Origin of the sequence: Streptomyces sp. NPDC060027, from assembly GCF_042737005.1 — a bacterium.
Classification (GTDB): Bacteria; Actinomycetota; Actinomycetes; order Streptomycetales; family Streptomycetaceae; genus Streptomyces.
This window is the reverse complement of sequence record NZ_JBHWVI010000020.1, coordinates 15,677-40,681: the sequence shown is the minus strand read 5'-3', so window position 1 is coordinate 40,681 and position 25,005 is coordinate 15,677. Positions and strand designations below refer to the sequence as shown.

General features: G+C 71.1%; 24 protein-coding genes. 12 read left to right on the top strand and 12 right to left on the bottom strand.

Translation table 11 applies throughout. The features are described from left to right. Positions 1–146 precede the first annotated feature (146 nt). Positions 147–593 (top strand): SRPBCC family protein, encoded by a 447-nt coding sequence (locus ACFWBT_RS07930; RefSeq protein WP_385697199.1) that lies wholly within the window; start codon positions 147–149, stop codon positions 591–593. A 149-nt stretch (positions 594–742) separates the two neighbouring features. Here the strand turns inward: ACFWBT_RS07930 and ACFWBT_RS07925 are convergent, their stop codons facing one another. Further along, complete coding sequence (locus ACFWBT_RS07925; protein ID WP_385697197.1) at positions 743–1,018, bottom strand: hypothetical protein; 276 nt, start codon at positions 1,016–1,018, stop codon at positions 743–745. 10 nt (positions 1,019–1,028) lie between these two features. Beyond that, positions 1,029–1,628: a DUF5994 family protein gene (locus tag ACFWBT_RS07920; RefSeq protein ID WP_385697196.1), complete on the bottom strand. Its 600-nt coding sequence runs from the start codon at positions 1,626–1,628 to the stop codon at positions 1,029–1,031. Between the two features lie 516 nt (positions 1,629–2,144). Here ACFWBT_RS07920 and ACFWBT_RS07915 point away from each other — a divergent pair. Together ACFWBT_RS07915 and ACFWBT_RS07910 are read left to right on the top strand one after the other, a co-directional pair. Continuing rightward, a complete protein-coding gene (locus ACFWBT_RS07915) occupies positions 2,145–3,146 on the top strand; it encodes an acyl-CoA desaturase (protein ID WP_385697195.1) in 1,002 nt (333 codons plus the stop codon). A gap of 43 nt (positions 3,147–3,189) precedes the next feature. Then, entirely contained in the window at positions 3,190–3,630 is a 441-nt protein-coding gene (locus ACFWBT_RS07910; RefSeq protein WP_385697193.1) for a DUF5994 family protein, read from the top strand. A gap of 24 nt (positions 3,631–3,654) precedes the next feature. Here the strand turns inward: ACFWBT_RS07910 and ACFWBT_RS07905 are convergent, their stop codons facing one another. The 5 genes from ACFWBT_RS07905 to ACFWBT_RS07885 all read right to left on the bottom strand — a co-directional run bounded on the left by ACFWBT_RS07905 (position 3,655) and on the right by ACFWBT_RS07885 (position 6,649). Beyond that, the gene (locus ACFWBT_RS07905) at positions 3,655–4,182 is read right to left on the bottom strand and encodes a DUF5994 family protein (protein WP_385697191.1); all 528 of its coding nucleotides are present in this window, start codon (positions 4,180–4,182) and stop codon (positions 3,655–3,657) included. Positions 4,183–4,339: 157 nt separating this feature from the next. Beyond that, positions 4,340–4,591 (bottom strand): hypothetical protein, encoded by a 252-nt coding sequence (locus tag ACFWBT_RS07900; RefSeq protein WP_385697190.1) that lies wholly within the window; start codon positions 4,589–4,591, stop codon positions 4,340–4,342. Between the two features lie 111 nt (positions 4,592–4,702). Further along, on the bottom strand, positions 4,703–5,464 hold the full coding sequence (locus ACFWBT_RS07895; RefSeq protein ID WP_385697189.1) for an ANTAR domain-containing protein: 762 nt from the start codon (positions 5,462–5,464) through the stop codon (positions 4,703–4,705). Beyond that, a complete protein-coding gene (locus ACFWBT_RS07890; RefSeq protein WP_385697187.1) occupies positions 5,461–6,216 on the bottom strand; it encodes an ANTAR domain-containing protein in 756 nt (251 codons plus the stop codon). Before ACFWBT_RS07890 ends, ACFWBT_RS07895 begins: the two co-directional genes overlap by 4 nt. A 64-nt stretch (positions 6,217–6,280) precedes the next feature. Beyond that, positions 6,281–6,649: an STAS domain-containing protein gene (locus tag ACFWBT_RS07885; protein WP_385697185.1), complete on the bottom strand. Its 369-nt coding sequence runs from the start codon at positions 6,647–6,649 to the stop codon at positions 6,281–6,283. A gap of 482 nt (positions 6,650–7,131) precedes the next feature. On the opposite strand from ACFWBT_RS07885, the gene ACFWBT_RS07880 reads away from it, so the two are divergent. Next, the gene (locus tag ACFWBT_RS07880; RefSeq protein ID WP_385697248.1) at positions 7,132–8,994 is read left to right on the top strand and encodes an ATP-binding cassette domain-containing protein; all 1,863 of its coding nucleotides are present in this window, start codon (positions 7,132–7,134) and stop codon (positions 8,992–8,994) included. 120 nt (positions 8,995–9,114) lie between these two features. Further along, positions 9,115–10,068 carry an NUDIX domain-containing protein gene (locus ACFWBT_RS07875; RefSeq protein ID WP_385697183.1) on the top strand — a complete coding sequence of 318 codons (954 nt, stop codon included), beginning with the start codon at positions 9,115–9,117 and terminating at the stop codon, positions 10,066–10,068. Positions 10,069–10,241: 173 nt separating this feature from the next. On the opposite strand, the gene ACFWBT_RS07870 is transcribed toward ACFWBT_RS07875, so the two are convergent. Continuing rightward, positions 10,242–11,480: an AI-2E family transporter gene (locus ACFWBT_RS07870; protein ID WP_385697246.1), complete on the bottom strand. Its 1,239-nt coding sequence runs from the start codon at positions 11,478–11,480 to the stop codon at positions 10,242–10,244. A gap of 476 nt (positions 11,481–11,956) precedes the next feature. Then, positions 11,957–12,196 (bottom strand): hypothetical protein, encoded by a 240-nt coding sequence (locus tag ACFWBT_RS07865; protein WP_385697181.1) that lies wholly within the window; start codon positions 12,194–12,196, stop codon positions 11,957–11,959. A gap of 229 nt (positions 12,197–12,425) precedes the next feature. On the opposite strand from ACFWBT_RS07865, the gene ACFWBT_RS07860 reads away from it, so the two are divergent. Together ACFWBT_RS07860 and ACFWBT_RS07855 are read left to right on the top strand one after the other, a co-directional pair. Further along, complete coding sequence (locus ACFWBT_RS07860; RefSeq protein ID WP_385697180.1) at positions 12,426–15,263, top strand: SpoIIE family protein phosphatase; 2,838 nt, start codon at positions 12,426–12,428, stop codon at positions 15,261–15,263. 73 nt (positions 15,264–15,336) lie between these two features. Then, a complete protein-coding gene (locus ACFWBT_RS07855; RefSeq protein ID WP_385697178.1) occupies positions 15,337–16,242 on the top strand; it encodes a S41 family peptidase in 906 nt (301 codons plus the stop codon). A 181-nt stretch (positions 16,243–16,423) separates the two neighbouring features. Here ACFWBT_RS07855 and ACFWBT_RS07850 read toward each other — a convergent pair whose 3' ends face one another. Both ACFWBT_RS07850 and ACFWBT_RS07845 read right to left on the bottom strand, forming a co-directional pair. Beyond that, the gene (locus ACFWBT_RS07850) at positions 16,424–17,251 is read right to left on the bottom strand and encodes an alpha/beta fold hydrolase (RefSeq protein ID WP_385697176.1); all 828 of its coding nucleotides are present in this window, start codon (positions 17,249–17,251) and stop codon (positions 16,424–16,426) included. A gap of 402 nt (positions 17,252–17,653) precedes the next feature. Beyond that, a complete protein-coding gene (locus tag ACFWBT_RS07845; protein ID WP_385697175.1) occupies positions 17,654–18,541 on the bottom strand; it encodes a GntR family transcriptional regulator in 888 nt (295 codons plus the stop codon). 298 nt (positions 18,542–18,839) lie between these two features. On the opposite strand from ACFWBT_RS07845, the gene ACFWBT_RS07840 reads away from it, so the two are divergent. After that, positions 18,840–20,276 carry a cellulose binding domain-containing protein gene (locus ACFWBT_RS07840; RefSeq protein ID WP_385697173.1) on the top strand — a complete coding sequence of 479 codons (1,437 nt, stop codon included), beginning with the start codon at positions 18,840–18,842 and terminating at the stop codon, positions 20,274–20,276. A 190-nt stretch (positions 20,277–20,466) separates the two neighbouring features. Next, on the top strand, positions 20,467–20,919 hold the full coding sequence (locus tag ACFWBT_RS07835) for a hypothetical protein (RefSeq protein ID WP_385697172.1): 453 nt from the start codon (positions 20,467–20,469) through the stop codon (positions 20,917–20,919). Positions 20,920–20,994: 75 nt separating this feature from the next. Here the strand turns inward: ACFWBT_RS07835 and ACFWBT_RS07830 are convergent, their stop codons facing one another. Further along, the gene (locus tag ACFWBT_RS07830) at positions 20,995–21,918 is read right to left on the bottom strand and encodes an SGNH/GDSL hydrolase family protein (protein ID WP_385697170.1); all 924 of its coding nucleotides are present in this window, start codon (positions 21,916–21,918) and stop codon (positions 20,995–20,997) included. A gap of 351 nt (positions 21,919–22,269) precedes the next feature. On the opposite strand from ACFWBT_RS07830, the gene ACFWBT_RS07825 reads away from it, so the two are divergent. The 3 genes from ACFWBT_RS07825 (at position 22,270) to ACFWBT_RS07815 (ending at position 24,890) form a co-directional block, all read left to right on the top strand. Beyond that, a complete protein-coding gene (locus ACFWBT_RS07825; RefSeq protein WP_385697169.1) occupies positions 22,270–22,785 on the top strand; it encodes a SigE family RNA polymerase sigma factor in 516 nt (171 codons plus the stop codon). Positions 22,786–22,793: 8 nt separating this feature from the next. Then, the gene (locus tag ACFWBT_RS07820; protein WP_385697167.1) at positions 22,794–23,309 is read left to right on the top strand and encodes a hypothetical protein; all 516 of its coding nucleotides are present in this window, start codon (positions 22,794–22,796) and stop codon (positions 23,307–23,309) included. A 354-nt stretch (positions 23,310–23,663) separates the two neighbouring features. Next, entirely contained in the window at positions 23,664–24,890 is a 1,227-nt protein-coding gene (locus ACFWBT_RS07815; protein ID WP_385697244.1) for a glycosyltransferase, read from the top strand. The last annotated feature ends 115 nt before the right edge of the window (positions 24,891–25,005 follow it).

The window sequence follows — 25,005 nt, the reverse complement described above, 5'->3', positions numbered from 1 at the left end:
GGACAAGGCCCCCTCTTCGCGTCCCGGTCACCGTACGAATGGGTCCGTGTGGCGCGCCAGTGAACCGTCCGGCCCCTAGGCTGAGCGTGCGCGGCAAGCCCGCGCGCCCTCAGCGGGCGGTCCGTGATCGCAGCACAGGAGGAACCTTGTCCGGTCAGTTCGAGGCGACAACCGAGATCAACCGCCCAGTCGAGGAAGTCTTCGCCTTCCTCGCCGCCGGTACGAACGACCCCAAGTTCAGCCCCAGGGTGCAGTCGATCACGAAGACGCCGGAGGGCCCGACGGCCGTGGGCACGGTCTTCACCAGCACGGTGAAGGACGCCGGCATGAAGACGGGCCGGAAGTTCCGGATCACCGAGTTCGAGCCGCCCCACCTGATCCGCTGGGCGGAAGTATCGAAGAACACGGTGACGGCTGACGAGGGTGGCTACGACCTCGAGTCGACCGGCACCGGCGCGACCCGTGTCAGGATCTTCAACGTCCTCTCCGGCCATGGCATCGGCAAGCTTCTGGTGGGCTTCGCGCTGAGTGCGGCCCGCAAGGACGCGGACGCCTTCGGCAAGCGGATCAAGGCGGCGGTGGAGGCTTCCTGAGGAACGCCGGTCTCAGGAGGCCTCAGCCGATTCCTGCCGGACGACGTTCGCGTGCCGCCCACGCCGGCCGTGCGTTCCCGCGTGCCACGCCTGGCCGTCCGCGCGGTGCCGGCGGTCCGTGGACGGGGCCGGTGCGAAATCCCGGCCGGTCAGCTGCCGTGAGGGGTGCGACTGGGGTGGCGCCGCGATGGGAAGCGACCGCCGCCCCCTTCGCGGTGCTCACGTCGTTCGCGGCGGGCCGACGCGTCGGACCGGTGCGGTCCCGCCGGGGGCTGCGGCGCACCGCGGCCGCCGCGGGCGGGCCGGGCCGCGCTGTACCGGTGCTCGGCGATCCTTTCGGCGTGCTGGATGTTGAGCCGGTGGATCATGTAGGCCGCCACCGCGATGAGCCCCAGGCAGGCGAAAGCCGTCAGAAGGTCGTTCATGGCGGCCGCCTCACATTCCGACGATCAGGCGACTGGCCCGGCTGTCCGGACCGGTCTGTTCCGAAATGGCCGCGGCGGCCGCCGAAGCGCCGCCTTCGTACTCCCACGCCTCGTCCGGCCCCAGCGGCCGGTCGGCCACGGAGTCTCCGTGCAGGGCCTCGTCCGCTGCCATGAGCGCGCTCGCGGTCGACGGCGGACCGTCATGGTCGGAAGCGGCTCTCATCAGCCGGGCCGCCGACGCCGCCCCGGTCTCGGGCGGGATGATCAGGAGATCCCAGCGGCCGGTGCCGTAGGAGAGCAGCAGCAGCTTGTGCGGGTCGATCTCCAGGGTGAACCATCCGACTTTGACGACGTGGCCGTCCACGGGAACCTTGTGCGGGATGACCGGCCAGTATCGCGGGTTGACGGCGATCCGGGTGATGCGACCCCACAGAGGGTCCAGCGTCTTGACCAGGGCGGGCAGTTCACTCAGCAGATCCCGGGAGCGCGGCCACCAGGCACCGTCCAGAAGTCCGCGGGAGGCGCCGTCGGTCTTGAGGGCAAGACGCGCGGCAGCCGGGGCGGCAACGGGCTCGACGTGCGGCAGAGTTGGGTACAAGGTCGCCGACATGATGCGGACCCGTCTCCGGGCCACGTCTGCGGCGACCCGGGTTTCGTGTCTCGCCGAGGACGACCCGACATGGAAGCCGGTGCGCGAAGTGCCCTCGGTACTCGCAACATTACTCCGCGCATGCCCGAGGCGGGGCGTCGCGGCCGTCCGGATGTCGAACAGTCGTGGTGCGATCTCCCGTGTACTGCCGGGGCGCGAGCCGGAGTTCGCCGGACGGAGGTCCGGGCGGGGCGGAGAGGCGGCGGGCCTCGCCCGGTCCTCGAAGTGACGAGGCCCTGCGCCGGACCGTCGGGCCGCCGTCCGCCCGAGGTCCGTGGCGTCGTGGTGGTCACGCGATCCGGCAGGCCCCGTTTCGGAGCGTGCGGGAGTACGGTGGAGAGTGCGGGGACTCTTCCCATGTCGCTGTCCGGACCTCCTATGTCGCTGTCCGGGGCGGACCCGTTCTCACGACTCCCATTCACAGGGGCAGCCCCTGACCCCGGCCGCGCCACCCGCACCGAGGCCGAGGAGTTCCGCATGCCTCTCATCTCCACCCCCTCCACGACGGCCGGTCCGTCGGACGGTCCCTCTCCGCCTCAGGTCTACGACGGGACGTCACCCTTCCCGCCGGACGGCTCGGTGCCCGCGCGCGGCGGCGGGGAGCGGCTGTACGTGACGGTGACGGCGGTGATCGTGATCCTGCCGTTCGTGGCGCTCGGTCTGGCCGGCTGGCTGCTGTGGGGACGCCTCATCCATCCCGTCGACGTGCTGCTCGCCGCCGTCCTCTACACGGTCACCGGCCTCGGCGTCACGGTCGGCTTCCACCGCGGCCTCACCCACGGCGGATACCGGGCCGTCCGCCCGGTGCGCGTGGCGCTCGCGGTGGCCGGTTCGATGAGCTTCCAGGGCGACGTCATCGGCTGGGTCGCCACGCACCGCCGTCATCACGCCTTCACCGACCGGCCCGGTGACCCGCACTCCCCGTACCGCTACGGCACGCACCTGCGGGGCCAGCTGCGCGGACTGTTCCACGCGCACGTCGGCTGGCTGTTCCGCAACGAGGCCACACCGGCGGAGCGTTACGCCCCCGATCTCCTCGCCGACCGCGACATCCGGGCCGTCGCCCGGGCCTTCCCGGCACTGTGCTTCCTCACCCTCGCCCTGCCCTTCGGACTGGGCTGGGCGATCGGCGGCACCTGGGTGTACGGCCTGACCGCCCTTCTGTGGGCGGGCCTTGTGCGCATCGCGCTGCTCCATCACGTGACCTGGAGCGTCAACTCGCTGTGCCACATGATCGGCGAACGCCCGTTCCACACCAGGCGCCACGACAGGGCGACCAACCTGTGGCCGCTGGCTCTGCTGTCGTTCGGCGAGAGCTGGCACAACCTCCACCACGCCGACCCGACGAGCGCCCGCCACGGCGTGGACCGCGGCCAGATCGACCCGTCGGCCGCCTTCATCCGCGTCCTCGAACGCCTCGGCTGGGTGTCCGAGGTGCGCTGGCCGACCCCGGAGCGCGTCGGCGCCCGTCGCGTCTGAGTCAAAGTCTCATCCATGCAAGGCAGTTGGCAGGAGCGCCTCGATGACCACCGCACTGCAGCCTCCGCTTCCCGTCCACCCCCTCCTCCGTCTGCGCCTGGCGCCTCACGGCGGCCTGCCCCGGGCCGTCGACGGAGCGTGGTGGCCGCGGTCGTACGATCTGCTCGCCGAACTTCCCCAGCTGCTCGCCGGGTTGCCTCGCGCGTGGGGCCACATCAGCAGCGTCACGGTCAGCGGGGCCGCGTGGTCAGCGCTGCCCGGCCGCATCCTCGTCGGCGAGCAGGCCGTGCGACTGCACAGGAGCCCGACGGCATCCACTCGGCACTCCATGATCCTGCTCGCTCCCGGACGGGGGCGCTGGGACCTGCTGGTCGTGGCTCCGGATACGGCCTCGGAGGCCGCCGAGCCCCTCATGGCGGCCGCGGCGGGCCTCACGGCCGATCCCACCCGCGATGGACCGCCCTGGGGATCGCCGGTGGGCTGACGGCCAGGGCGGTGGCGCGGGCCGTCACCTGACCGGCACCGGTCGCTCGGGATAGCCGGTGCCGGGCTCGTCCGACAAGGGCAGGGTGTCGACCTGTTCCGCCGCCATGAGGGCGGTCGCGGTCGGCGCCGGGCCGGTGCCGGCGCTCGCGGCGGACATCAGCCGGGCCGCCGCGGGGGCGCCGGTCTCCGGGGGGATCACCAGGAGATCCCAACGGCCCGACGTGGAGGAAAGCAGCAGGATCTTGTGCGGGTCCTGCCCCGAAGTGAACCAATCGACCTTCACCGCCCGGCCGTTGACGAGAACCCTGCGCGGGATGATCGGCCAGCGGCCGGGATCGACGGCGATCCGGGTGATCCGCCCCCACAGCGGATCCAGCATCTCTGCCAGAGCGGAGAGTTCGGGCGTCAGATCATGAGAACGAGGCCACCAGGCACCGTCCAGTTCGGCACGCCCTCCTGACGGAGTCACCGGTTTCAGGGCGAGGCGCACGGTCGGGGCGGCCCTGAAGGGCGTTGGCCGTGGCGGGGGTTGACCGGCGGTCGCGTACATCGCGCGAACCCGTCTCCGGGCCGCTGTTCTCGAGCGATCGCCCGGCGCTTGTGACTCACCGGGAACGACACCGGCATCGGGGCCGGTGCGCGGAATGCTCCCGATGACCTCACGCTACTCCTGGGAAAGGCCGAACGGACCGTTCCTGGAGGCCGGCTCACTTCCGGTCGGAACGCGTTGCCGGGGAGCGGCTGGTCTCCAGCCAGGAGCGCGCCGGTTCCGCCGGGTGATCGGTGTCGACGGTGAGCTGGAGCCGCGTACCCCCGTCGGTGCTCGCGGGATAGCTCCGCTGCTCGGTGGCGTCGAAGCATCGTCGAAGCACTTCCGCCACGCGACGGGCGACATCCGGGGACGCCGCGACGATGTGTACCTCGGCATGTCCGTCCGAGCGCGATTCCGATGACTGCATGGCGACCTCGTCGTTCGGGGCAGAGATCAGCTGACCGGATCTTTCACTCTACTCCCGCGTGCCCCGCAGGACCCGCCCTGCCAGGCGTGAGCGGCCCGGAAACGGCGGCGATCAGCCTCCGTGCCCCTCGGGCCGGACCGGTGCCGGGATGGCCGCGGTGTCGAAGCCCCCCGAGATGATGCGTACGGCGAGGTCGGAGAGCCGCAGATGCCGGGAGCGCGCGTAGGACCGGAAGGCGGTGAAGGCGTCGTCGACAGAGGTGTCCCAGCGTTCCGCCAGCACTCCCTTGGCCTGCTCGATCAAGATACGGCTGGTCAGCGCGGTCTCCAACTGACTGTTCTCGACGTGCGACTGCTCCAGCGTGCGCTGCTGCAGGATCGCGATGGTCGCCACGTCGGCGAGTGCCTGGGAGAGCGCGATGTCGTCGTCACCGAGGCGGTCCCGGGTGGTGTGGAAGAGGTTGAGCGCGCCGACGACCCGGTTGCGCAGGCGCAGCGGGATGGCGTGCGTGGTCACATACCCCGTCTCGCGGGCCCGCGCGGCGAACCGCGGCCAGCCGGCGGTCGTCTCGGTACGCGACAGGTCGATGTTCGTCCGGGCCGTGCCGGAGCGGTAGCACTCGACGCACGGACCCTGGTCGTGCTGGAGGGCGAAGAGTTCCAGGAGGCGGGTGTGCTCGTCCGAGGCGGCGATGACCTGCAGTTCGCCGTGCGCGTCCGCGAGGAGGATCCCGGCCGCGGACACGTCGAGCAGCTCGACGCAGCGCGCCGACAGCCGGTGCAGGAGGTCGATGACGTCGAAGTCCTCGACGAGGGAGTCCGCGACCTCCACGAAGGTCTCGGCCAGACGTCGTTCGCGTGTCATGCCGATCATCCCTTTCCACCGTCGGGCGCATACGGCCCGCTCTTGTCGTCGTCGAAGTCGTCGTTGAAACGGAGCCTGCGGGCGACGACGTCTTCCGCGACCTCGCCGAGGGGGCGCTCACTGCCATAAGCACGGGCACGCAGGCGCAGGAGGGCCACGTCCATGGGCACGCCCAGCTGCACGCTGATCATGCCCGTGGCCTGGTGCACGACCGCACGATGCAGCCCGGAAGGCCACTGGAGCACGATGCCGAGACCGGACACATCGCCATCTCCACTCGCCCCTCCGCGTTGCTCCACGTTCAGGAAGGCGCCGGTCAGCGCCGCCGCCAGGGCGGTCGCGTCCGCGCACTGCTGCTCACTCAATCGCCGGTCCTTGTCGCACAGCACGGTCAGTACGCCGACCCGGACGGCCCCCACGCCCAGCGGAAAGCAGCACACACCGTGCACGCCGATCTCCCGTGCCAGCGGCAGCAGCACCGGCCATCGCCCGGGGTGCACCCGCCGCAGGTCCGGCTCCAGCACGGTCAAGCCGGTACGGACCGCGTCCGGCCCCGGGCCCTCGCCCAGCGTGAACTGGAGTTCTTCGAAGCGCTCGCTCGGCCCGGGCCGGCACCAGAGCGGCTCGGCAGCCCGGTCCTCACCGACCAGCAACGACAGCGCGACACCCTCGGCGCCCAGCGCCCGCACGCACACCAGTGCCGGATCGCCGCCGCCCCGGCGCAGCGACCGCAGCGCATCGGCCATGCCGTCGCTGATCACCGTGCTCCGCTCCTTCCCGGCCGGGAGTCCTCGGTGCGAGATACCGCCCGGCTCCCGACGTACCTCACGTGTCCCGGTCCGCCGGCGCACGGTCGGCGGTAAAGCCCTGCCACGCGTCCTGAGCGTTCGCGTAGCGCGGGAACCGCTCCAGCAGATCGCCGGCCCGGAACACGAGACCCGGGCCCGGCCGGGTGTGTACGACGCGGACCCATCCGAGCCGCTCATGGCACTCCTCCCACGCCGCGCACAGCGGGGCCAGGACGCTGCCGTCCATGAACGTCACGCCGCGCAGGTCCACAATGAGGAACAGCCGCCCGGTGCCGTGCCGGGCGTTCTCCAGGTCATGCGCGAAGGCGGCCGCGGTCGTCAGATCCAGCTCGCCTTCGGCCCGGACCACGCGCAACTCGTCGAACAACTCGGGATGCGGGCCCATGCGTCCCAACTCCTCTGCAGGCGGGATGGCTTTCGCCTTGCGCAGTGCCTCTGTTGCGCGGAACGAGACTGCACGGAGAGGGCCGGGGACACGGGCGGGCCGTAGGCCCAGGGTACCGCCGGGGAGGAGAGGGCGGTCACTGTTCTCCAGGTACGGATCAGTGGGCCCCGGATCGGGACAGCGGCCCGCGGGCGGCGACCGCTGTCGATACGCCCGTATCGCCGCTGCCGGAGCGCGGCGGGCGCTCGCGGGCCGCACCGCAAGCCCCGTCCGTCACCCATGCATCAACCACGGCGATTCGGCCATCCGTTCGCGGCCACCGGCCCCCGTATTCCGGAAGGCCGCGACCGGCTCTCCCCGCCGCGCATGGATTCCGATGCGGCCGAAACACGTGTGTTCGATATCGCGGTACCTGTCGTTGAGTCATCTGAAGTCGTCTTCATCCCCATCAAATCGCCCAGGGAGACGAGCAGTTGACCTCAATGTCCGCGTCCGTTCCACCGCCGCCGCCCGCCGAGATCACGTACTCCGGGCAGTACTCCGTGAATCCGCTCGGCGAAGTCAGCTTCCGGGCCCTGTGCTCCCAGCTCCCGCGCGTCCTCGGCCGCATCACCGGCATGGCCTGGCGGATCGACCGTCGCGCCGTACTCCTCATCCTCGCCTGCCAGTTGGCCACGGGCGTCACCGCCGCCGTGCTGCTGGCCGCCACGGCGAGGGCCATGTCCCCCATCCTCGCTGGCGGAGCGGTGTCGGACCGCCTGTACGAGGCGCTTCCGGCCCTGGCCGTCGTGGCCGGGGCGAGCGCGGTCGCCCGGCTTTCGGTGGCCGTGGCCGCGTACGCCGAGCGGCGCATCACCCCGCGACTGACGACGATCACGGACTCGGCGCTGGTCGAGGCCGTCTGCCGGGTCGAAGCGTCGGCCTACGCGGTGGACGGCTTCTCCGACCGTCAGGAAGCCGCAGAGATGGGAGTGATGCGCACGCATGTCATGGTCATGGATGCCCAGCGCTTCCTGTCCGCCCTGATCAGGATGGTCACCGCCGGCGGCGTCCTGTCCGTGCTCAACCCCCTGATGCTGCCGCTGCTCCTCCTGGCCGTCACCCCGGCCGGCGTCGGCGCGGTCCTCACCGCGCGGGTCGACTACGAGATCCACTACGCGAACGTCGCCGACCGCAACGTCCGCGGGATGACGCGCTGGTGGGCCACCACACCGAAGTACGGCGACGAGGTCCGCGCCAACGGAATGACCGACTACCTCCTCTACTGGTACCGGGCCCTCTCCGAGCGGGTCGACCGACGCACGCTCGCCGCCGCGCCCCGGACTCTGCGGATCGCGGTGCTGTCCTCCCTGGCCGGCGGAGCCTTCCTCGGGGCGGCCTGGGGCGTGCTCGCCTGGCTGGCCGTCACGGAACGGATCGCGCCCGCGATCGCCGCCACCGCCGTCGTCGCCGTCCAGACCACCCTGGCCGCGCTGTCCCAGGTCGTCATCAACGGCGCCGCCGTGTTCCACACCAGCCTGTACCTCGGCGACATGCAGGCGTTCTTCGACGACGCCGCCGACCGCGCGCCCAAACGAGGGCAAGCGGTCATCGAGGCGCCGCTGGAGGAGATCCGGCTGGACGAGGTCACCTACCGGTACCCGGGCACATCGAAGCCCGCGGTCGACGGCGTCTCCCTGACCCTGCGGCGCGGCGACATCCTCGCCATCGTCGGCGTGAACGGCTCGGGCAAGAGCACTCTGACCCGGCTGATCACCGGGATCTACCTCGCCGACAAGGGCCGGGTCACCTGGAACGGCACCGACCTCGCTCACGCCGATCCCGCCACGGCCTGGAACTGCACCGGTCTCGTACCGCAGATCTTCGCCCAATGGCCCCTCCGGGCCCGCGAGAACGTGAACCTGGGCCAGCCCAGGTCCGCCGACGACCACCACGTGTGGGACGCCGTCGAGGCGGTGGGCATGCGCGAAGCCATCGAGGAACTCCCCGCCGGGCTCGACACCCTTCTCGCGCGCGAGATCTTCGGCGGCGCCGAACTCTCCGGCGGCCAATGGCAGCGCCTGGCCTGCTCCCGGGCCCTGTACCGGCGGCCCCCTCTGCTGATCCTGGACGAACCCACCTCGCAGATGGACCCGCGAGGCGAGCACGGCATCTTCGAGAAGATCAAGACCATCTCCGGGGACCGGATCACCATCGTGGTCACGCACCGGCTGGAGAACACCCGGATCGCCGACCGCATCGTCGTCATGGAACAGGGCCGCCTCACCGAACAGGGCACGTACGACGACCTCGTCCACGCCGGTGGCACCTTCGCCGATCTCCTGCGCCTGTCCCAGGAACGCTGAACGCCCGACCGGTTCACGCACGCCCACCGCCCCGGTTCACACCATCACCGCCTGCCCCCCTTCACGGCACCGCTTCCCGACGCGCTTTCCGGGTTCGCGCGACACGAAAGGACCCTCTCCGTGACCGACACGAGCGCCTCCGGACCCCCGATCAGTCCTCGCACCATCGAGGTGCACGGCACAGCCGCCCTTCTCGTCGACGACTCCGGGCGCTATCTGCTGCACCTGCGTGACGCGAACAAGCCCATCTGGCGCCCTGGGACCTGGGCCCTGCTCGGCGGGGGCACCGAGCCCGGCGAGACGTGTGCCGAGGGCATCGCCCGCGAGCTGTACGAGGAGACCGGCCTCACCGTCCCCGACCTGACCCCCTTCGTCATCCAGGACACCCTCGACGCGTCCGGCACGCTCACGGACCGTGCCCTCGTCTACCGGGGCACCCTGAACCGGCCCGCCCACGAGATCCCGCTCCGCGAGGGCATCCAGCTCCGCTGGACCCACGCCGACGAGACGGCGGACATGACCATGGACCCGGGGGCGGCGGCCGTCATCCGCGAGCACCGGAGGCACCCTCTCCCCCGCCTCGACAGCAGCGGCACACCGCCGACCGTGCTCGTCCGGGAGGAGAGCGAGCACCGCGGGCGCAGCATCGTCGGCGCCCATCTCGTCCTCGTACGTGACGGCGCGGTCCTGCTCGGCAGACGCCACCCTGACAGCGGCTTCGCGCCATCGACCTGGCACGTACCGGCCGGACACCGCGAACAGGGGGAATCCGCGCTGGCGTGCATGGTCCGAGAGACCTCGGAGGAAACGGGCATCACCATCGCGGCGAGCGACCTCGCCCTCGTGCACACCGTGGATCAGCACAACCCCTGGAGCCCCGTCCCCCGCGTGCAGTTGTTCTTCGCCGCCTCCCGCTGGAGCGGTGAGCCCGAGGTCCTGGAACCCGACCGGTGCACGCAGTGGCGGTGGTGGCCGCTGGACGCGCTCCCCGACCGGCTGGTCGACTACACCCGCACGGCGCTCGCCGCCATCGCCCGCGGAGAGTCCTACACGCACCTGGGCTGGACGGAATGAACTCCGCCGCCAGGTCGGACGACAACCGCCTCGGCGTGCTGGGCCCCGTCCGGGCACGGAGCGTTGGGCGCCGGAGCGGCGCCGCGACGTCGACCACACCCGACACCGCCGGACCGATCGGCGCGGCCGACGCCGAGACCGCCACCACGGGGCCGCCCCGGCCCGCCGGAGCGTCACCGCGTGGGGTCCGTGGCCCGGGACCGCCCGGTCGGCCGGGAGCTCGGGCCGGGCGGGGCGGACGGGTCACCCGGTGAGCGGCCGGCGGGCTCGGGCTCGGGGGGTGCGCGCAGTTCGCAGAGCACGGACCAGGCGACCGACACCATCGGCACGGACACGACGGCGCCGATCACACCGGCCAGGATGCTGCCCGCGATGACGGAGAGGGCCACGACCACGGGGTGCAGCCGAACCGCCCAGCTCAGGACGAGCGGGTGCAGTACGTGACCCTCCAACTGGCCGATGACGACGATCAGGGCCAGCACCACGATCGCGACGACGGGTCCTCGGGTGGCCAGGGCGACGACGGTGGCCACGCCGAGCGCGACGGGCGAGCCCACCAGGGGGATGAACGCCGCGAAGAACTCCAGCAGCGTCAGCGGCAGTGCGAGGGGGACACCCAGCACGTAGAGGGCGATTCCCACGAGCACGGCGTTGGTGGCCGCCACGATGATGATGCCGCGCGTGTACCCGGCGAAGGTCCGCCAGGCCGCCCGCCCCGCCCGGTTCAACGGATCCCGCGCTCTCCCCGGCATCAGCGCCTGGAACCAGCGCCAGAACCTGTCCCCGGAACGGATGAAGAACAGCGAGCAGAAGAGGGCGAGCACCAGGCCGGTGATGAACTCGACCGCCCGGCCCGCGCCACTGAGGGCGCTGCTGATCAGCACGGAGCGGTGCTCGGAGACGAAGGTGGCCACCTTGCCCTGGAGATCCGACAGCACCGCGTGGCTCACATGGAAAGGGGAGGCCTCCAACCAGGGTTCGATCCGCCCGAGGCCCCCGGCGAACTCATGGCCCAGACGACCCGACTCGCCCGCCACCTGGCTGCCGATCAGCGCCATCACTCCCAGGACCAGGAGGATGCTTCCCATGATGCTCACGATCACGGCCACGGTCCTCGGCATGTGACGCGCCAGCAGATCGGCGAGCGGACGCAGGACCGCCGTCACGACCAGGGCGAGGAACAGCGCCACGGCGACGAGCTGCAACCTGCCCAGCAAGGCGAAGATCACGTAGACGGCCGCTCCGAGGACGAGCAGCCGCCACGCGTACGCGGCGGCCACGCGCAGCCCGTGACTCACCACCGCTCCGTCACCGTGTCCGGCGCCCCGCCGCACAGCGGCACCGGCGGTACGCGCTCGCGCCACCGACCGGGCGCCGCGGGAGGAACGGTTCCCCACGACGACGTACCGCATCCGGCGCCCGCCGCGACCGGTGCCGGGCAGGTCCGGCCGCCGGTGAGAACGGCGCGATCCGGCGTTCACCTGTGTGCCACCGTCCTCCCGACGTCGGGGCCGTCCGCCACGTGTGCCCCTATGGGAACCGCCGCGCGACGCCGGGGGAACGGGCGACCGGGCGGCGCAGACCGTCGATCACGCGGGCGTCCTGGCCAGCGTGGTGTCGCGCACCGGGCCCCGCAACCCGGGACACGGACGGTGGGCGGCGCCGAGCGGCGGTCCGGCGCGCCGCTCGCGGGGCCGCCCGGATGACCCGCCGCCGACGCTGCGGGGGACGAGCCCGGCCTGCGGAGGACGCGTCGGCGCCCCCGGCCGTGGCGGCCCAGGACGCCGGCGGTCTCCGTACGGCGAGCCGACCGGGGCAGCTCGGCACAGGAGTGTCGTGTCCGCACACACGTCCCCGCGCGAGCGGCCGCGGCCGCCGGCCGCACGCACTAGCCGATGGCCGCGAACGTGATCGTGATCGGGTCCTGCTCCAGGCCGGTGTTGCCGACGCTGAACACATGGCCGGTGAAGTCCAGACCGCTGAGGGTGTTGTCGCTGATCGTCTGCGTCGCGGTGGTGCCGTCACCGTTGCCGTTGCCGGCGTCACCGTCGGCCGCGGCGGTGCCGGCCAGGCCGACCAGGGCGACGACAGCGATGGCGGGGAGGGCGAGAGCCGTTCTGATGCGCATGAGTGCGTTCCTTCGCAGTCGGTGGTTCTGCAGTTCCACCACCAAAAGCGATCTCCCGCCCGACACGCGCGGATTGAGCCGTCCCTTGGCGCGCCGCCCCGCGCCGGTGCCGGTCACCGCGCCCGCCCGGACCGAGGCGGCTCCCACCGCGCCGGTCCGGCCCGAGGCACTCTCCGTAGCAGACAATGCCATTAATGTCATTTACGGCATTCCACCCTATATTGGGTCTGTGATCAGGCGGCTGGACCTACTCGACACCGCTGACGACGACATCACGGAAAGCGAGGTCTTCCGGCTCGCCCTTCAACACTCCATCGCGGAGCTGGGCTGTGTCGGCGGGGCCGTCTATCTGCGGGGCCCCATGTCGGCTCTGCGTCTGGTGTCCTCCACCGGACTGCCGTCGTCGCTCACGCGGGCATGGGAGATCGTCGACCAGGACGGGCCGACGGCGACGGCCCGTGCCGTGCGCTCGGCCGAGAACGTATGGGTGGCCGCTCTCCCCGCCGACCTGGTCGAACCCGACGCGCCGCTCCTGTCGCGGTCCGGCTGGTTCTCCGTGCCGCTGGTCGACGAGAACCGTGCCATCGGCGCGATCACCTGCCTCACCGGGGACAACGAGGAGCCCACGCCCGCCCAGTGGACGTTCCTCACCTCGGTGGCACGATGGACCATGAACCGTGTGAGGAGGATGCCGGAGCCCGCCCGCCTGCGCACCGACCTCGACTTCACTCCGGTCGGGTCCTGGGAGTGGGACGTGCGCACCGGCGAGCTGCTGTGGGACGAGGCGGCGATGACGGTCTACCAGACCGATCCGGCGGCCTTCGTCCCAGGCGTCGAGAGCTGGATGAAGGTGGTGCACCCCGACGATCTGCCGAGCACGCTGGCGGCGGCGGAACGCACCATCCGGACCCACGCTCCCTTCGAGGCCGAATACCGGGTCCGGCGCGCCGACGGGGGCTACACGTGGACGCGGGCGTCCGGTCACGTCGTACTCGACGACGAGGGCCAGGTCGCGCGCATCATCGGCAAGGGCTGGGCCAGCGACGCCGCGCGCTCCACCCGCGACACCCTCAGCCGCGCCCTGCAGCACATGAGCGACGCCTTCCTGTCCGTGGACGACGACTGGCGCATCACCTTCGCCAACCTGGAGGCGGAACGCGTCCTCGGTTCGGAGGACGAACAGCTCTTCGGACGTGACCTGTGGGACCTGCCCGCCCTGCGCCGGATGTCCGAGCTGGAGGAACGGTGCCGGCGTGGTGCCGCGCAGTCCACGGCCACCGGCTTCGACGTCACGATGGCCGACACCGGCCGCTGTTACGACCTGCGGCTCGTCCCCGTGCCCAGCGGTCTCACCCTCTACTTCACCGACGTCACCGACCGGCGCCGCCGCGAGGCCGAGCAGGTGGCGGCCATCCGGACCGCGGCCGAGCGGGCGAGCCGGACGGTGGAGCTGACCACGCAGCTCGCCGCGGCGACCACCTCGCAGGACGTGGTGAAGGCCGTCGCCCACCGTGTCCTGCCGCCGTTCGACGCCCAGGGACTGCTCGTGCTCGTCATCGAGGAGCAGAGGCTGGTGCACATCGGGTCCGTCGGCTATCCGAGCTCCTTTCTGCGGCACATGCGCGGAGCGCACGGCATGGAACTGTCCTCTGCCGATCCCGCCGGGCAGGCGGTCCTGACAGGAGAAGCCCGTTTCTACTCGTCGCGGCAGGAATGGGCCTCGGCGTTCCCGGACGGCGAGCACCAGCCTCCGACGGACAAGGAGGCCTGGGCCTTCCTTCCGCTGACGGCCTCCGGCCACACCTTCGGCGTGTGTGTCATCGCCTTCGACACCGCCCGGCGCCTCACCTCCGAGGAACGCACCCTGCTCATCACCATCAGCGCGCTCGTGGCGCACGCTCTGGAGAGGGCACGGCTCTACGAGGCCGAACTCACCCGCTCGCAGGAGCTCCAGCAGGCGCTGCTGCCCCTGCGACTGCCCACCGTGCCCGAAGTCACCGCGGCGGCACGATACTTGCCGGCCGGGGAGACCTCCGACGTGGGCGGGGACTGGTACGACCTGATCCCGCTGTCCGCGGGCCAGGTGGCCCTGGTCATCGGCGACGTGATGGGCCACGGTCTGCCCGAGGCCGCGACCATGGGACGCCTGCGCACCGCGCTGCACACCCTGGCCGCTCTGGAACTGCCTCCCGACGAGATCATGGGCCACCTCAACGACATCGTCGGCGCCCTCGGCGAGCACGCGTACGCGACCTGCCTCTACGCGCTCTACGACTCCACCGACGGGTCCTGCACCATGGTGCGGGCGGGGCATCCACCGCCGCTCGTCGTACGGCCCGACGGCAGCGCCTACTTCCCCGAGGTCGCCGCCAATCCTCCCCTCGGCGCCGCGTTCCCTCCGTTCGAGACGACGGAACTGAAGCTGTCGGCGGACAGCCTTCTGGTCCTCTACACCGACGGACTCGTGGAGTCACCGCAACGCGAGATCGACCTGGGCATGACCCAGCTCGCCGATCTGCTCCCCCGCAACGCCTGCTGTCCGGATCTGGAGGAGCTGTGCGACACGGTCACCGCGGGCCTGCTGCCGGACGGGCAGCCCGCCCACGACGACGCCGCCCTGCTGATCGCACGCCTGCACACGGTGGCCGACCGGCAGATGGCTTCCTGGGACCTGTCGGAGGGCCCGGAGGCCGCGGGTGAGGCCCGCCGCCATGTTCGGGAACAGCTCGCTCAATGGCATCTGGACGACCTGGTCATGACGACGGAGCTGCTGGCCAGTGAGCTCGTCGGCAACGTCATCCGCCACGCCAGGGGGCCCATCGGGCTGCGGCTCCTGTGCAGTGGGACGCTCGTCTGCGAGGTGTCCGACGCGAGTCTGACCATGCCCCGCATCCGGCGCGCCTCGGAGACCGACGAGGGGGGCCGGGGGCTCCAGCTCATCAGCGCCCTGTGTGAACGCTGGGGAAGCCGGTACACCACGGAGGGCAAGGCCATCTGGACCGAGCAGGCGCTCCCCGGCGCGGAAGAGCCGACGGACGGGGATCTGTCCGGGGAGGCTGCGGACTGAGAGGCTGATCGTGCATTCCGAAGGTGTTTAATTCTCTTGACGCTTCCGCAAGGGCGGTGCTCTGCTCCCTGCCATGACGACCCTGACGCAGTTACGGCCCGCCCCGGTCATCGACGAGACGGCCCGGCTCCTGACCGAGCACTATGTCTTCCCGGAAACGGCCGAGCAGCTGGCGGAACTGCTGCGGCGGCGCCTCGCCGAGGGCGCCTATGACGTCGAAAGCGCCGAAGAGCTGGGCCGGTTGGTCACCGCGGACCTGCAATCCGTGAACGGCGACCGGCACTTGAGACTGGCGTACCACGCCGAGCCGGTGCCCAAGGAGCAGGGTGCGGCCGCCCTGGCCGCCCTGCGCCGGAACTTCGACACCTCGCTGGGCGGCGCGCGCCGCGTGGAACTGCTCGAGGGAGGGGTGGCCGTGGTGGAACTGGCACCGTCGCTGTTTCCTCTGGAGTGGGCGGCCGAACCGCTGGGGGCCGCGCTCACCCTGGCCTCGAGCGCCCGGGCGCTGATCCTGGACCTTCGCGCCAACCGGGGCGGTGACCCGGACACCGTCGCCTTCGTCTGCAGCTATCTGCTGGACGATCGCACCCACCTCAACACCATGCAATGGCGGGACGGCGACCGCAGCGAGCAGTCCTGGACCCTGCCGCACGTCCCCGGCGCGCGCTTCGGCGGCACCAAGCCGTTGTACGTGCTGTGCAGCGACCACACCTTCTCCGCCGGGGAGGAACTCACTAACGACCTGCAGCAGCTCGGCCGCGCCGTCGTCGTCGGCGAGCGCACCGGCGGTGGGGCGCACCCGCGTGAGGGCTGGACGGTGCACCCTCACCTGGAGGTTGCCATCCCGGTCGGCCGCGCGGTCAACCCCGTCTCCGGCACCAACTGGGAGGGCACCGGCGTGCAGCCGGACATCGCCTGCGCCGCCGCCGACTCCCTCGACCGAGCCTACGCGCTGGCCCTCGCGCGGCTGGCGGGCTGAAGCGGCGTGAACGGACTGCCCGGCGCTCGATGCGCAGGGCTGCCTGCATCAACGCCCCCCATCCGCATGGGTGGTCCTCCAAGGGGGCGCGGCCGAACAAGCGGTCCGGGCGCCTCTCAGCGCCGGACCGCTTGTTCGGTCTCGGGGTCGGACCACCCGCGCCTGCCAGGGGGCCGCCGACTCAACTGCGTGCGAACGCAAGGAGGTCGGCGTTGAACACCTCGGCGAACTTGGGCACCATGGCCAGGCCGTGCGGAGCGCCCGGGTACACCTTGTAGACCACGTCCTTGACGAGCTTCGAGGATTTCTCGCCGGAGGCCACGATGGGCACGATCTGGTCGTCGTCGCCGTGCACGATGAGGGTGGGGACGTCGATCTTCTTGAGGTCCTCGGTGAGGTCGGTCTCGGAGAACGCCTTGACGCAGTCGTAGGCGCCCTTGATGCCCACGGTCATTCCCCAGAGCCAGAACTCGTCCCGCGTGCCCTGGGTGACGGTCGATCCCTCGCGGTTGGCCCCGTAGAACGGGGCACTGAGATCCTTGTAGAACTGCGACCGGTCCGTCTCCACGCCTGTGCGGATCTCGTCGAAGACGTCGATCGGCAGGCCCTCGGGGTTGGCGTCGGTCTTGAGCATCAGCGGCGGGATCGCGCCGACCAGGACCGCCTTGGCCACACGGCCGGAGCCGTGCCGGCCGATGTAGCGGGTGACCTCACCGCCGCCGGTCGAGTGTCCGACCAGAATGACTTCCCGGAGATCCAGGGCTTCGATGACCGCCGCCAGGTCGTCGGCGTACGTGTCGAGGTTGTTGCCGTCCCAGGTCTGGCCGGAGCGTCCGCCACCGCGCCGGTCGTGGGCGATGGCCCGGAAGCCGTTGTCCGCCATCACCTTCATCTGGGCGTCCCAGGCGTCCGCGGTCAGCGGCCAGCCGTGGGAGAAGACGACGGGCTGGCCCGATCCCCAGTCCTTGTAGAAGATCTGCGTGCCGTCCTTGGCGGTGGCGAAGGGCATCTGTGGTTCCTCTCCAACTGGTACGGAATTCCACGCTTCACGCGATTGCGGTGCCCGCGCCGGGCTGCGAACGCCGAACCGCCACGCCACGGATCAGCGGTGGACGCACGGGGGCGACGGAGCGGTCGGCAGCACGGAATGACCGGAATGAGCACGTCGTCCGCATTACTCTAGCCGAGGGACCACGCTTCGGCGCGTCGGGCAGTCACCGCCTCCGAGGCCGCCCGAAGCGCTGATCCGCCGGAGCGATCTCGCTTGTTCCGGCGCCCCCGGTTCGCCGGTTTCCGTATCCTCCGGTCGCGCCCGGGCGTTGGCGCGGTGTCCGAATCGATCATCGAGTCCGGAGCCGGGGGGCCGCGGACCTCGGCGGCGCCTTGACGGGGACGGCCGGACCGTCCGCTGTCACGTCGCCGGTCCGACCCCGCCCCGTCCGCCGCCGTGCCCGAAGAGGTCGCCCGCCACCACGCCGCGGGTGGAGAAGGTGACGGGTTCTCCCGGCAGGAAGTCTCCCGGCGGGATGCCGGGGTGGTGCCCGTCGCGTGGTGACGCGTGCCCGGATCGCGGACCGAGTGCCAGACGGGAGACGATGCGATAGCGGTCTCCCCGGTAGATCGAGTGGACGTACTCCACCGGCCGGTCCCGGGCGTCCGAGGTGAGGCGTTCGAAGAGGAGGGCCGGGGACAGCTCCGGCACATCGAGCAGGCCCGCCTCGTCGCGGGTGACCACCGTGGGCTCGATCGACTGGACGGCCTCACTGACCTGGATTCCGTGCCGTTCCCCGAGGTGTTCGTACAGGTCGCCGTTCTCCAGCTCGTCACTGGTCAGGTCGGGTACCAGGTCGGCGGGGACGTGCAGGTACTCGATGGCCATGGGTGAGCCGTCCACCAGGCGGAGCCGTGCCACGTACCGGATTCGGGCGGCGGGCGAGATGCGCAGCCTGCGGCCCACCCGGGCGCCCGCCGGGAGCGTGCTGAATTCCAGGAGTCTGCTTGTCCAGGTGCCCGCGGCCTGGGGCAGGCTGAAGGTCTGCCGGTCCGACACCAGTTCCTGGGTGATCTTCTCCGCGGCCACGAACATGCCGCGGCCGTGCTCGCGCACCAGCAGTCCGGCGAGGACGAGTTGGTCCACCGCCGCCCGCAACGTGGGCCGGGAGACGCCGAGTTCGGCGCAGAGCGCGCGCTCGGAGGGAATGGCGTCACCGGGGCGGCGCCCCTCGATCAGTTCGAGGATCGCGTCACGGACTCTCTCACGCTTGAGTACCGCGCGGGAGGCGGCGGGATCGATCTCCATGCAGGACTCTCGTTCCTCGTCGGTACGGGCCAACTGGTATGGCTTCTGACCATAACTGGTCCGCTGGTCAACGGGGTCGACTCCGATCGGCGCCGCGACACAGATAACCCGAACCCTCCGACTTCGAGCAAGTCCCCTTGCTGACAAGGGGGTTGACGAGTGCAATGGTCTATGCCACTTTCATGCGACGCCAACTGGTAAGCCCGGCCGGCCAACTGGTCAAGCGCGGAATGTCTCCTCGTGTTCCTGAGTACCCCCACTCTCCCGCCCTCCGCGGGAGCCCCCGAAAGGAACTCACATGAGAAACCGTCCACCCACAGGCCGCCGTCGCGTGGCCCTCGCCCTGTCGGCTCTCCTGGGCGGCACCGCCCTGGTCGCCGTTCCCCTGAGCGCCCCCGCCGCCGCGGCCGGAGGTCTCGCCGTCCAGTACCGCACCAGCGCGAGCGGAGCCACCGCCGACCAGAGCGAGCCCTGGTTCAAGGTGCGCAACACCAGCTCCTCCTCGGTGCAGTTGAGCCAGGTGAGGATCCGCTATTACTTCAAGGCGGACTCGGCGAGCACCACCTATCGCTTCGCCTGTTCCTGGGCGGTCAAGGGGTGTGCGAACATCACCGGCACGTTCGGCACACTGACTCGTCCCACCGGAACGGCGGACCGGTATCTGGAGATCGGCTTCACCTCGGGGGCCGGCTCACTGGCACCGGGCGCCGACACCGGCGACCTGCAGCTTCGCTTCTACCAGTCCAACTGGCAGCGCGTGAACCAGGCGGACGACTACTCGTTCAACGCCGCGCAGACCTCGTACGCGGACTGGGGCAAGGTCACCGCTCAGCTCGCCGGGACCACCGTGTGGGGCACGGCACCGGAGGGCAACGACCCCACGGATCCGACCGACCCCACCGATCCGCCGACGGATCCGCCCGGTGGCGGCCAGGCCCTGTTCGACGACTTCACCTACTCGTCGTACACCGACCCCGCGATCTCCGCCCATGGCTGGAACGTCCGCTCCAACTCCGGCGGCCCCGGGGTCCCCGGCGCGACCTGGGACCCCTCCAAGGTCACCTTCCCGAAGGTGTCCGGCAACTCGGTGATGAACCTGGAGACCTCGACCGCGGGGACCGCCGCGTCCACCAGGCAGACCGAAGTCCTCACCAAGAGCACGAAGTTCAAGGACGGCACCTACGCGGCGCGGGTGAAATTCGCCGACGCGCCCCAGTCCGGCCCGGACGGCGATCGCCTGGTGCAGACGTTCTTCACCATCAACGACCTCAAGGCGCCCATGGCCGACGACTACGCCGAGTACGACTTCGAGTATCTGCCGAACGGCGGCTGGGGCGAGTCGGGCAACATCCTCTACACGACCTCCTGGGAGACGTACAACCCGGATCCCTGGCAGGCCGTCAACCAGCACACCGAGGCACGCCAGAGCTACGCCGGATGGCACGACCTGGTGCTCACCATCGACGACAGCAGCATCAAGTACTACATCGACGGACAGCTCTTCGGCACCCACGACGCCCAGTACCTGCCCGAGCGGCCGATGTCGATCAACTTCAACCAGTGGCTGATCGACCTCGCCGGACAGACCTCGACCACGTCCCGCGCCTACAACCAGCAGGTCGACTACGTCCTGCACGTCAAGGACCAGGCCCTCACCCCGGCCCAGGTGGCCGCGAAGGTGGCCGCGTACCGCGGTGCCGGCACCGCGTTCGTGGACGAGGTCCCGGCTTCCTGACGTCCCCGGTCGGCAGGGTCCCTCGTTCCGGCCGGGCCGCCGGTCCGGCCGGAACGGGTGCCCGGCCCCGGTTCGTCGACGTCGGAGCGGATCGGCGAACCCCGAGTGCAGCCCCGCCTCTTGGGCAGTAAGTGCTGTGTCATGGGCGACACGCGGGTTGGACGAGTCGCGGCCGGAGCACAGTAAGGAGGTGGAATGGACAAGCCTCCTCAGCACCACCATGGGTGCGCTCATCGCCCTCGCCGCGTCCGCGCTGGCGGAGCGGCGCCGTTGGCTGCGGGAGAGTGAGCAACGTACCCGGGACGACCGCCGCGCCGCCTACGTCGCCTTCCTCAACGCCACCGCGGAGGCGAGCGAGATCCTCATCAACATCGCCAGAGGACACGACCGCGACGAAACGGCGCTCGCCCGGGCCGGGACGGTCCTGCGCGACAGCAATGTGCTGCCCCGCCGACTGGAACTGTCTCTCGTGGCCGACGACCAGGTCGTCGAGCAAGCCACCCTCACCGTCGCACTGCTGCGCACCTACCGCGACACCGTCGCGCGCGGACTGACCTTCGACACCGAGGAGTTCCAAGGGGTGCGCAATGCCTTCAACGAACAACGCGACCGCCTCACCCAGCGCATGCGCGGCACGCTCTGAACGGGATCCCCGCCGGCGGGCGCACGGGCGCTCGCCGACAGGGACGCTCAGAGCCGGGCGCCGCGACCGGACCGGTCAGTGGTGCCCGGCTCCCTTGCCCAGACGCGCCAGCACCGCTCGCGCCATCGCTTCCTGGCCCTTGGCGTTGGGATGGGCCGGAGCGGCGGGAGAGGTCGGGCGCAGTGGTTCGATCCAGCGGTCTGCGGGCGCCTTGCACATGTCGTGGCCCACGGTCGGCCCGTAGGTGTCGACGTACTCGGCCCGGTTCAGCAGCGCCACCGTGCGCAGCATCAGGTTGAGCCGCTTGCCGGTGTCCCGCAGATAGGGGAAGTCCTTCGCGGCGAACGGAACGGTCGGGTAGCAGCCGCTGCCGTCGTCGGGCAGGAGATCGGGGTAGCCGACAACGACCACGCGCGCGTGCGGTGCCCTGGCGTGCACCGCGCGCAGCACCCGGGCGACCTTGGGAGCCGTTTCGACGATGTTCAGGGTGAGTTGGTCGAAGCCGGAGGCGCCGTAGTACTGCTGGCAGGGATTGCCCGCGAGGTCCTTCGAGCTGAGCCCGGCGCAGGTGGCGATGATGGGGCCGAAGCCCATGTCGTTGCCCCCGATCTGCACGGTCACCAGGTCGGTGTCCCGCTTCACCGCGTCCAGCTGGGGTCCGTTGGTCCCCTGCGCCTTCCACATCTCGTCGGTCTTCGCGCCGCCGCAGCTCACGTCCGTGAAGGAGCGGACCTTGCGCTCGGCCGCGGTGATCGAGGGGTAGTTGTGGTCGGACCGCGCGCAGTTCGCGTCGATCTGCTGAGGAATCAGAGGCCCGGACGTGTACGAGTCGCCGAGCGCCACATAGTCGACGCCGGAATGCGTGTGCCCTTGCCCCGCCGCGGCGGGTGTCGCCGCGGCGACGCCGGCGACGAGCGCGCAGCTGCTCAGCGCGGCCCCCAGCGCCATGGTGCCGCGTCGCCTCGGGACGGCGTCGTCCGGACGCGTGTGATGGTTCATCGTGCCCCTCCCTGAAGCCATGACGGCCTGCGGGACGGGCACCGGCTCCCGTCGGCGCGCACCAGGCATCGCGACGCCGCGGAGGCCGGGCGGCTCCTGCCCGGCAGACCCAACGTCGCTTGTATACCGGCCGGTAGGCCGCCGGGCCATAGTCTGATCAGTCTCGGCTTGTCCAACCTTCATCAGCTGCTGCCCGGGATTCGTCCCTGCTGTCTCCCTCCGCCCACGAACCGGGAACCCACGGCCCTCACAGGGCGCGTGACCCAGATCACGTGATCTGGGTGCATAGTGCGGCCCCCGCCGACGTCTTTCCCCAGGTGTACGAAGGCGGCAAGGGCGGGGACGGTGCGGATGCAACAGACAAGGACCGAGGGGATCGACGGCTTCGACGGCTTCGTCGCGGCCCGTTGGTCGGCGCTGTTCCACCTCGCACGCCTGCTCTGCGCGGGTGACCGGCACCGCGCCGAGGATCTGCTCCAGGAGTCGCTGGTCAAACTCTGGTTCGTCTGGCCGAAGGTCGCCGACGAGGCACCCGAGGCGTACGTACGGAAGGTCCTGGCCCGCGCGGCCGCCCGCTCCGCACGACGACGGTGGTGGGGCGAACGCCCCGTGGAGGAACTGCCGGACCTGGCCCACACCAGGGACGAGTCCGCCGCCGTGGTGGAACGGTCGCGGCTCGAGGCGGCACTCGCCCAACTGCCGCCCAAACAGCGGGCGGCCGTCGTACTGCGCTACTACCAGGACCTGCCCGAGAAACAGGTGGCGGAGGTCCTGGGTTGCCCACTGGGCACCGCCCGTTCCCACGCGTCACGCGGTGTGGCGCGGCTGCGCCAGATCCTGGCGGACGTCATCGAGCCGGTGGGGTGAAGGGAAGCATGGACCACTTCGAGCGGGAGCTGTCGCGGATGATGCGCGACGCCCAGGAACACACCCCCTTCGAACCCGCGCAGCAGAACAGCCTCCGGGCCGGTGTGCGCGTCCGGCGCCGGGTCCGCGCGGCACAGATGGCCGCGAGCTGCGTCCTGGCCGTCGCCGGGGTCAGCCTCGGCCTGTTCCTGCTGCCGCACGCCCCGGACCGTGACCGGCCCCTGGCCCCTGTGCCGCGGCCCGCGACCAGCCCCACCTCCCCGTACGGCACCCCGACACCGACCCGCTTCCCGAGTGGGACACCCACCGGGTCGGCCACTGCCGAGGACACGGACGGGATTTCCGGCCTACCCAACACACCTACTACGACAGGGAGTTCGACCTCGGTGGCCACCGACCCCGCGGGAACAGCGACGACCGGTGCGCCGGCCACCGCACCGGCGACACCGAGCGGAACACCCTCGTCCCCGCCGACGTCGACGCTCGAGCCGTCGTCGTTCGCGAGCGAGACCGGCACCGCGTAGCTCCGGCACGGTCTCCACCTGCCCGCACCACCGGGCGGGTCCGGCCCCGGACGGGTCCTCGCCCGCACCGTCCACCCGCCCTGCCGCCCCTGCCCGGGCGCCACCCATCCGCACTCCGTTGTCGCACTTCGGCCGCGAGCGTCTTCGGCCTGCCCTGCGACAGCGAACAGAACAGGACGAATCATGGCCAAAGCATTGCGGTCCGCTCCCACGGACTTCGAGAGGGGACCACAGGTGGCGCGCAAGCCCGTGGAACGACGGTCCGTGGAACGACGGTCCGTGGAACGACGGTCCGTGGAACGACGGTCCGTGGAACGACGGTCCGTGGAGCGACGGTCTGCGGAGCGGCTGTCCGTGGACCGCCTGCCCGTCCGCCTTCCGCTGCCGGCGGACCACGCGGAACCCGTCCTGGACGTGGTCGTCCCCGTGTTCAACGAGGAGACGGACCTGGAGCCCAGCGTGCGGCGCCTGCACGCCCATCTGCGCGACACGTTCCCGTACCCCTTCCGCATCACCGTCGCCGACAACGCCAGCACCGACGCCACTCCGCGCATCGCCGCCCGGCTGGCCGCCGACCTGCCCGAGGCCACGTGGATCCGGCTCGACGAGAAGGGACGCGGCCGGGCCCTGCGCGCCGCCTGGTCGAGCTCGAAGGCGCCGGTACTCGCCTACCTGGACGTGGACCTGTCCACCGAACTGAACGCACTGCTTCCACTGGTCGCCCCGCTGATATCCGGGCACTCCGACATCGCCATCGGCTCCCGGCTGGCCCGCGGCTCGCGGGTGACCCGCGGCCCCCGCCGCGAGATCATCTCCCGTTGCTACAACGTCCTGTTGCGTTCCACGCTCGCCGTCGGCTTCTCCGACGCGCAGTGCGGTTTCAAGGCGATCCGCCGCGATGTCGCCGAGCGCCTGCTGCCCCTGGTGGAGGACTCGGGGTGGTTCTTCGACACCGAACTGCTGGTGATCGCCGAACGCGCCGGGCTGCGTATCCACGAGGTACCGGTCGACTGGGTGGACGACCCCGACAGCCGCGTCGACCTCGTCTCCACGGCCGTCGCCGACCTGCGCGGCATCGTCAGGATCGGCCGCGCGCTGGCCCGTGGCACGCTGCCGACGGCACGGCTCGGGCGCGCGCCCGAGGGTGGGCCGCCCGGCTCACTGACGGCACAGGTGGTGCGGTTCGGCGCCGTGGGCGCGGTGAGCACGATCGGGTACGTCCTCCTGTACGCGGCCCTGCGCCCGGCGGCGGGACCACAGGCCGCCAACGCGTGGGCGCTGCTGGTCTGCGCCATCGCCAACACCGCTGCGAACCGACGGCTCACCTTCGGACTGCGCGGCCGGGGCGGCGCGCTGCGCCACCAGGCCAAGGGCCTGGCCGTCTTCGGTCTCGGTCTCGTGCTCACCAGCGGCTCACTGGCCGCGCTGCACCGCTGGACGCCCGGACCCGGACGGTCCATCGAGATCGCGGTCCTCGTCACCGCCAACCTGGCCGCGACGCTGCTGCGCTTCCTGCTCCTGCGCACCTGGGTGTTCACCTCCGCCGCCCGTGGCGACCGCACGGGAACCGGGTCGCGATGAACGACCACGGCCCCGCGAACACCCCGGCGGAACAGGGCAACAGGCCGCGCACGGAGGTCCGTTGGCCCGTGGTCGAGCCGGCGGACGATACCGGTGCGGCCCACGGCGCCCGCTC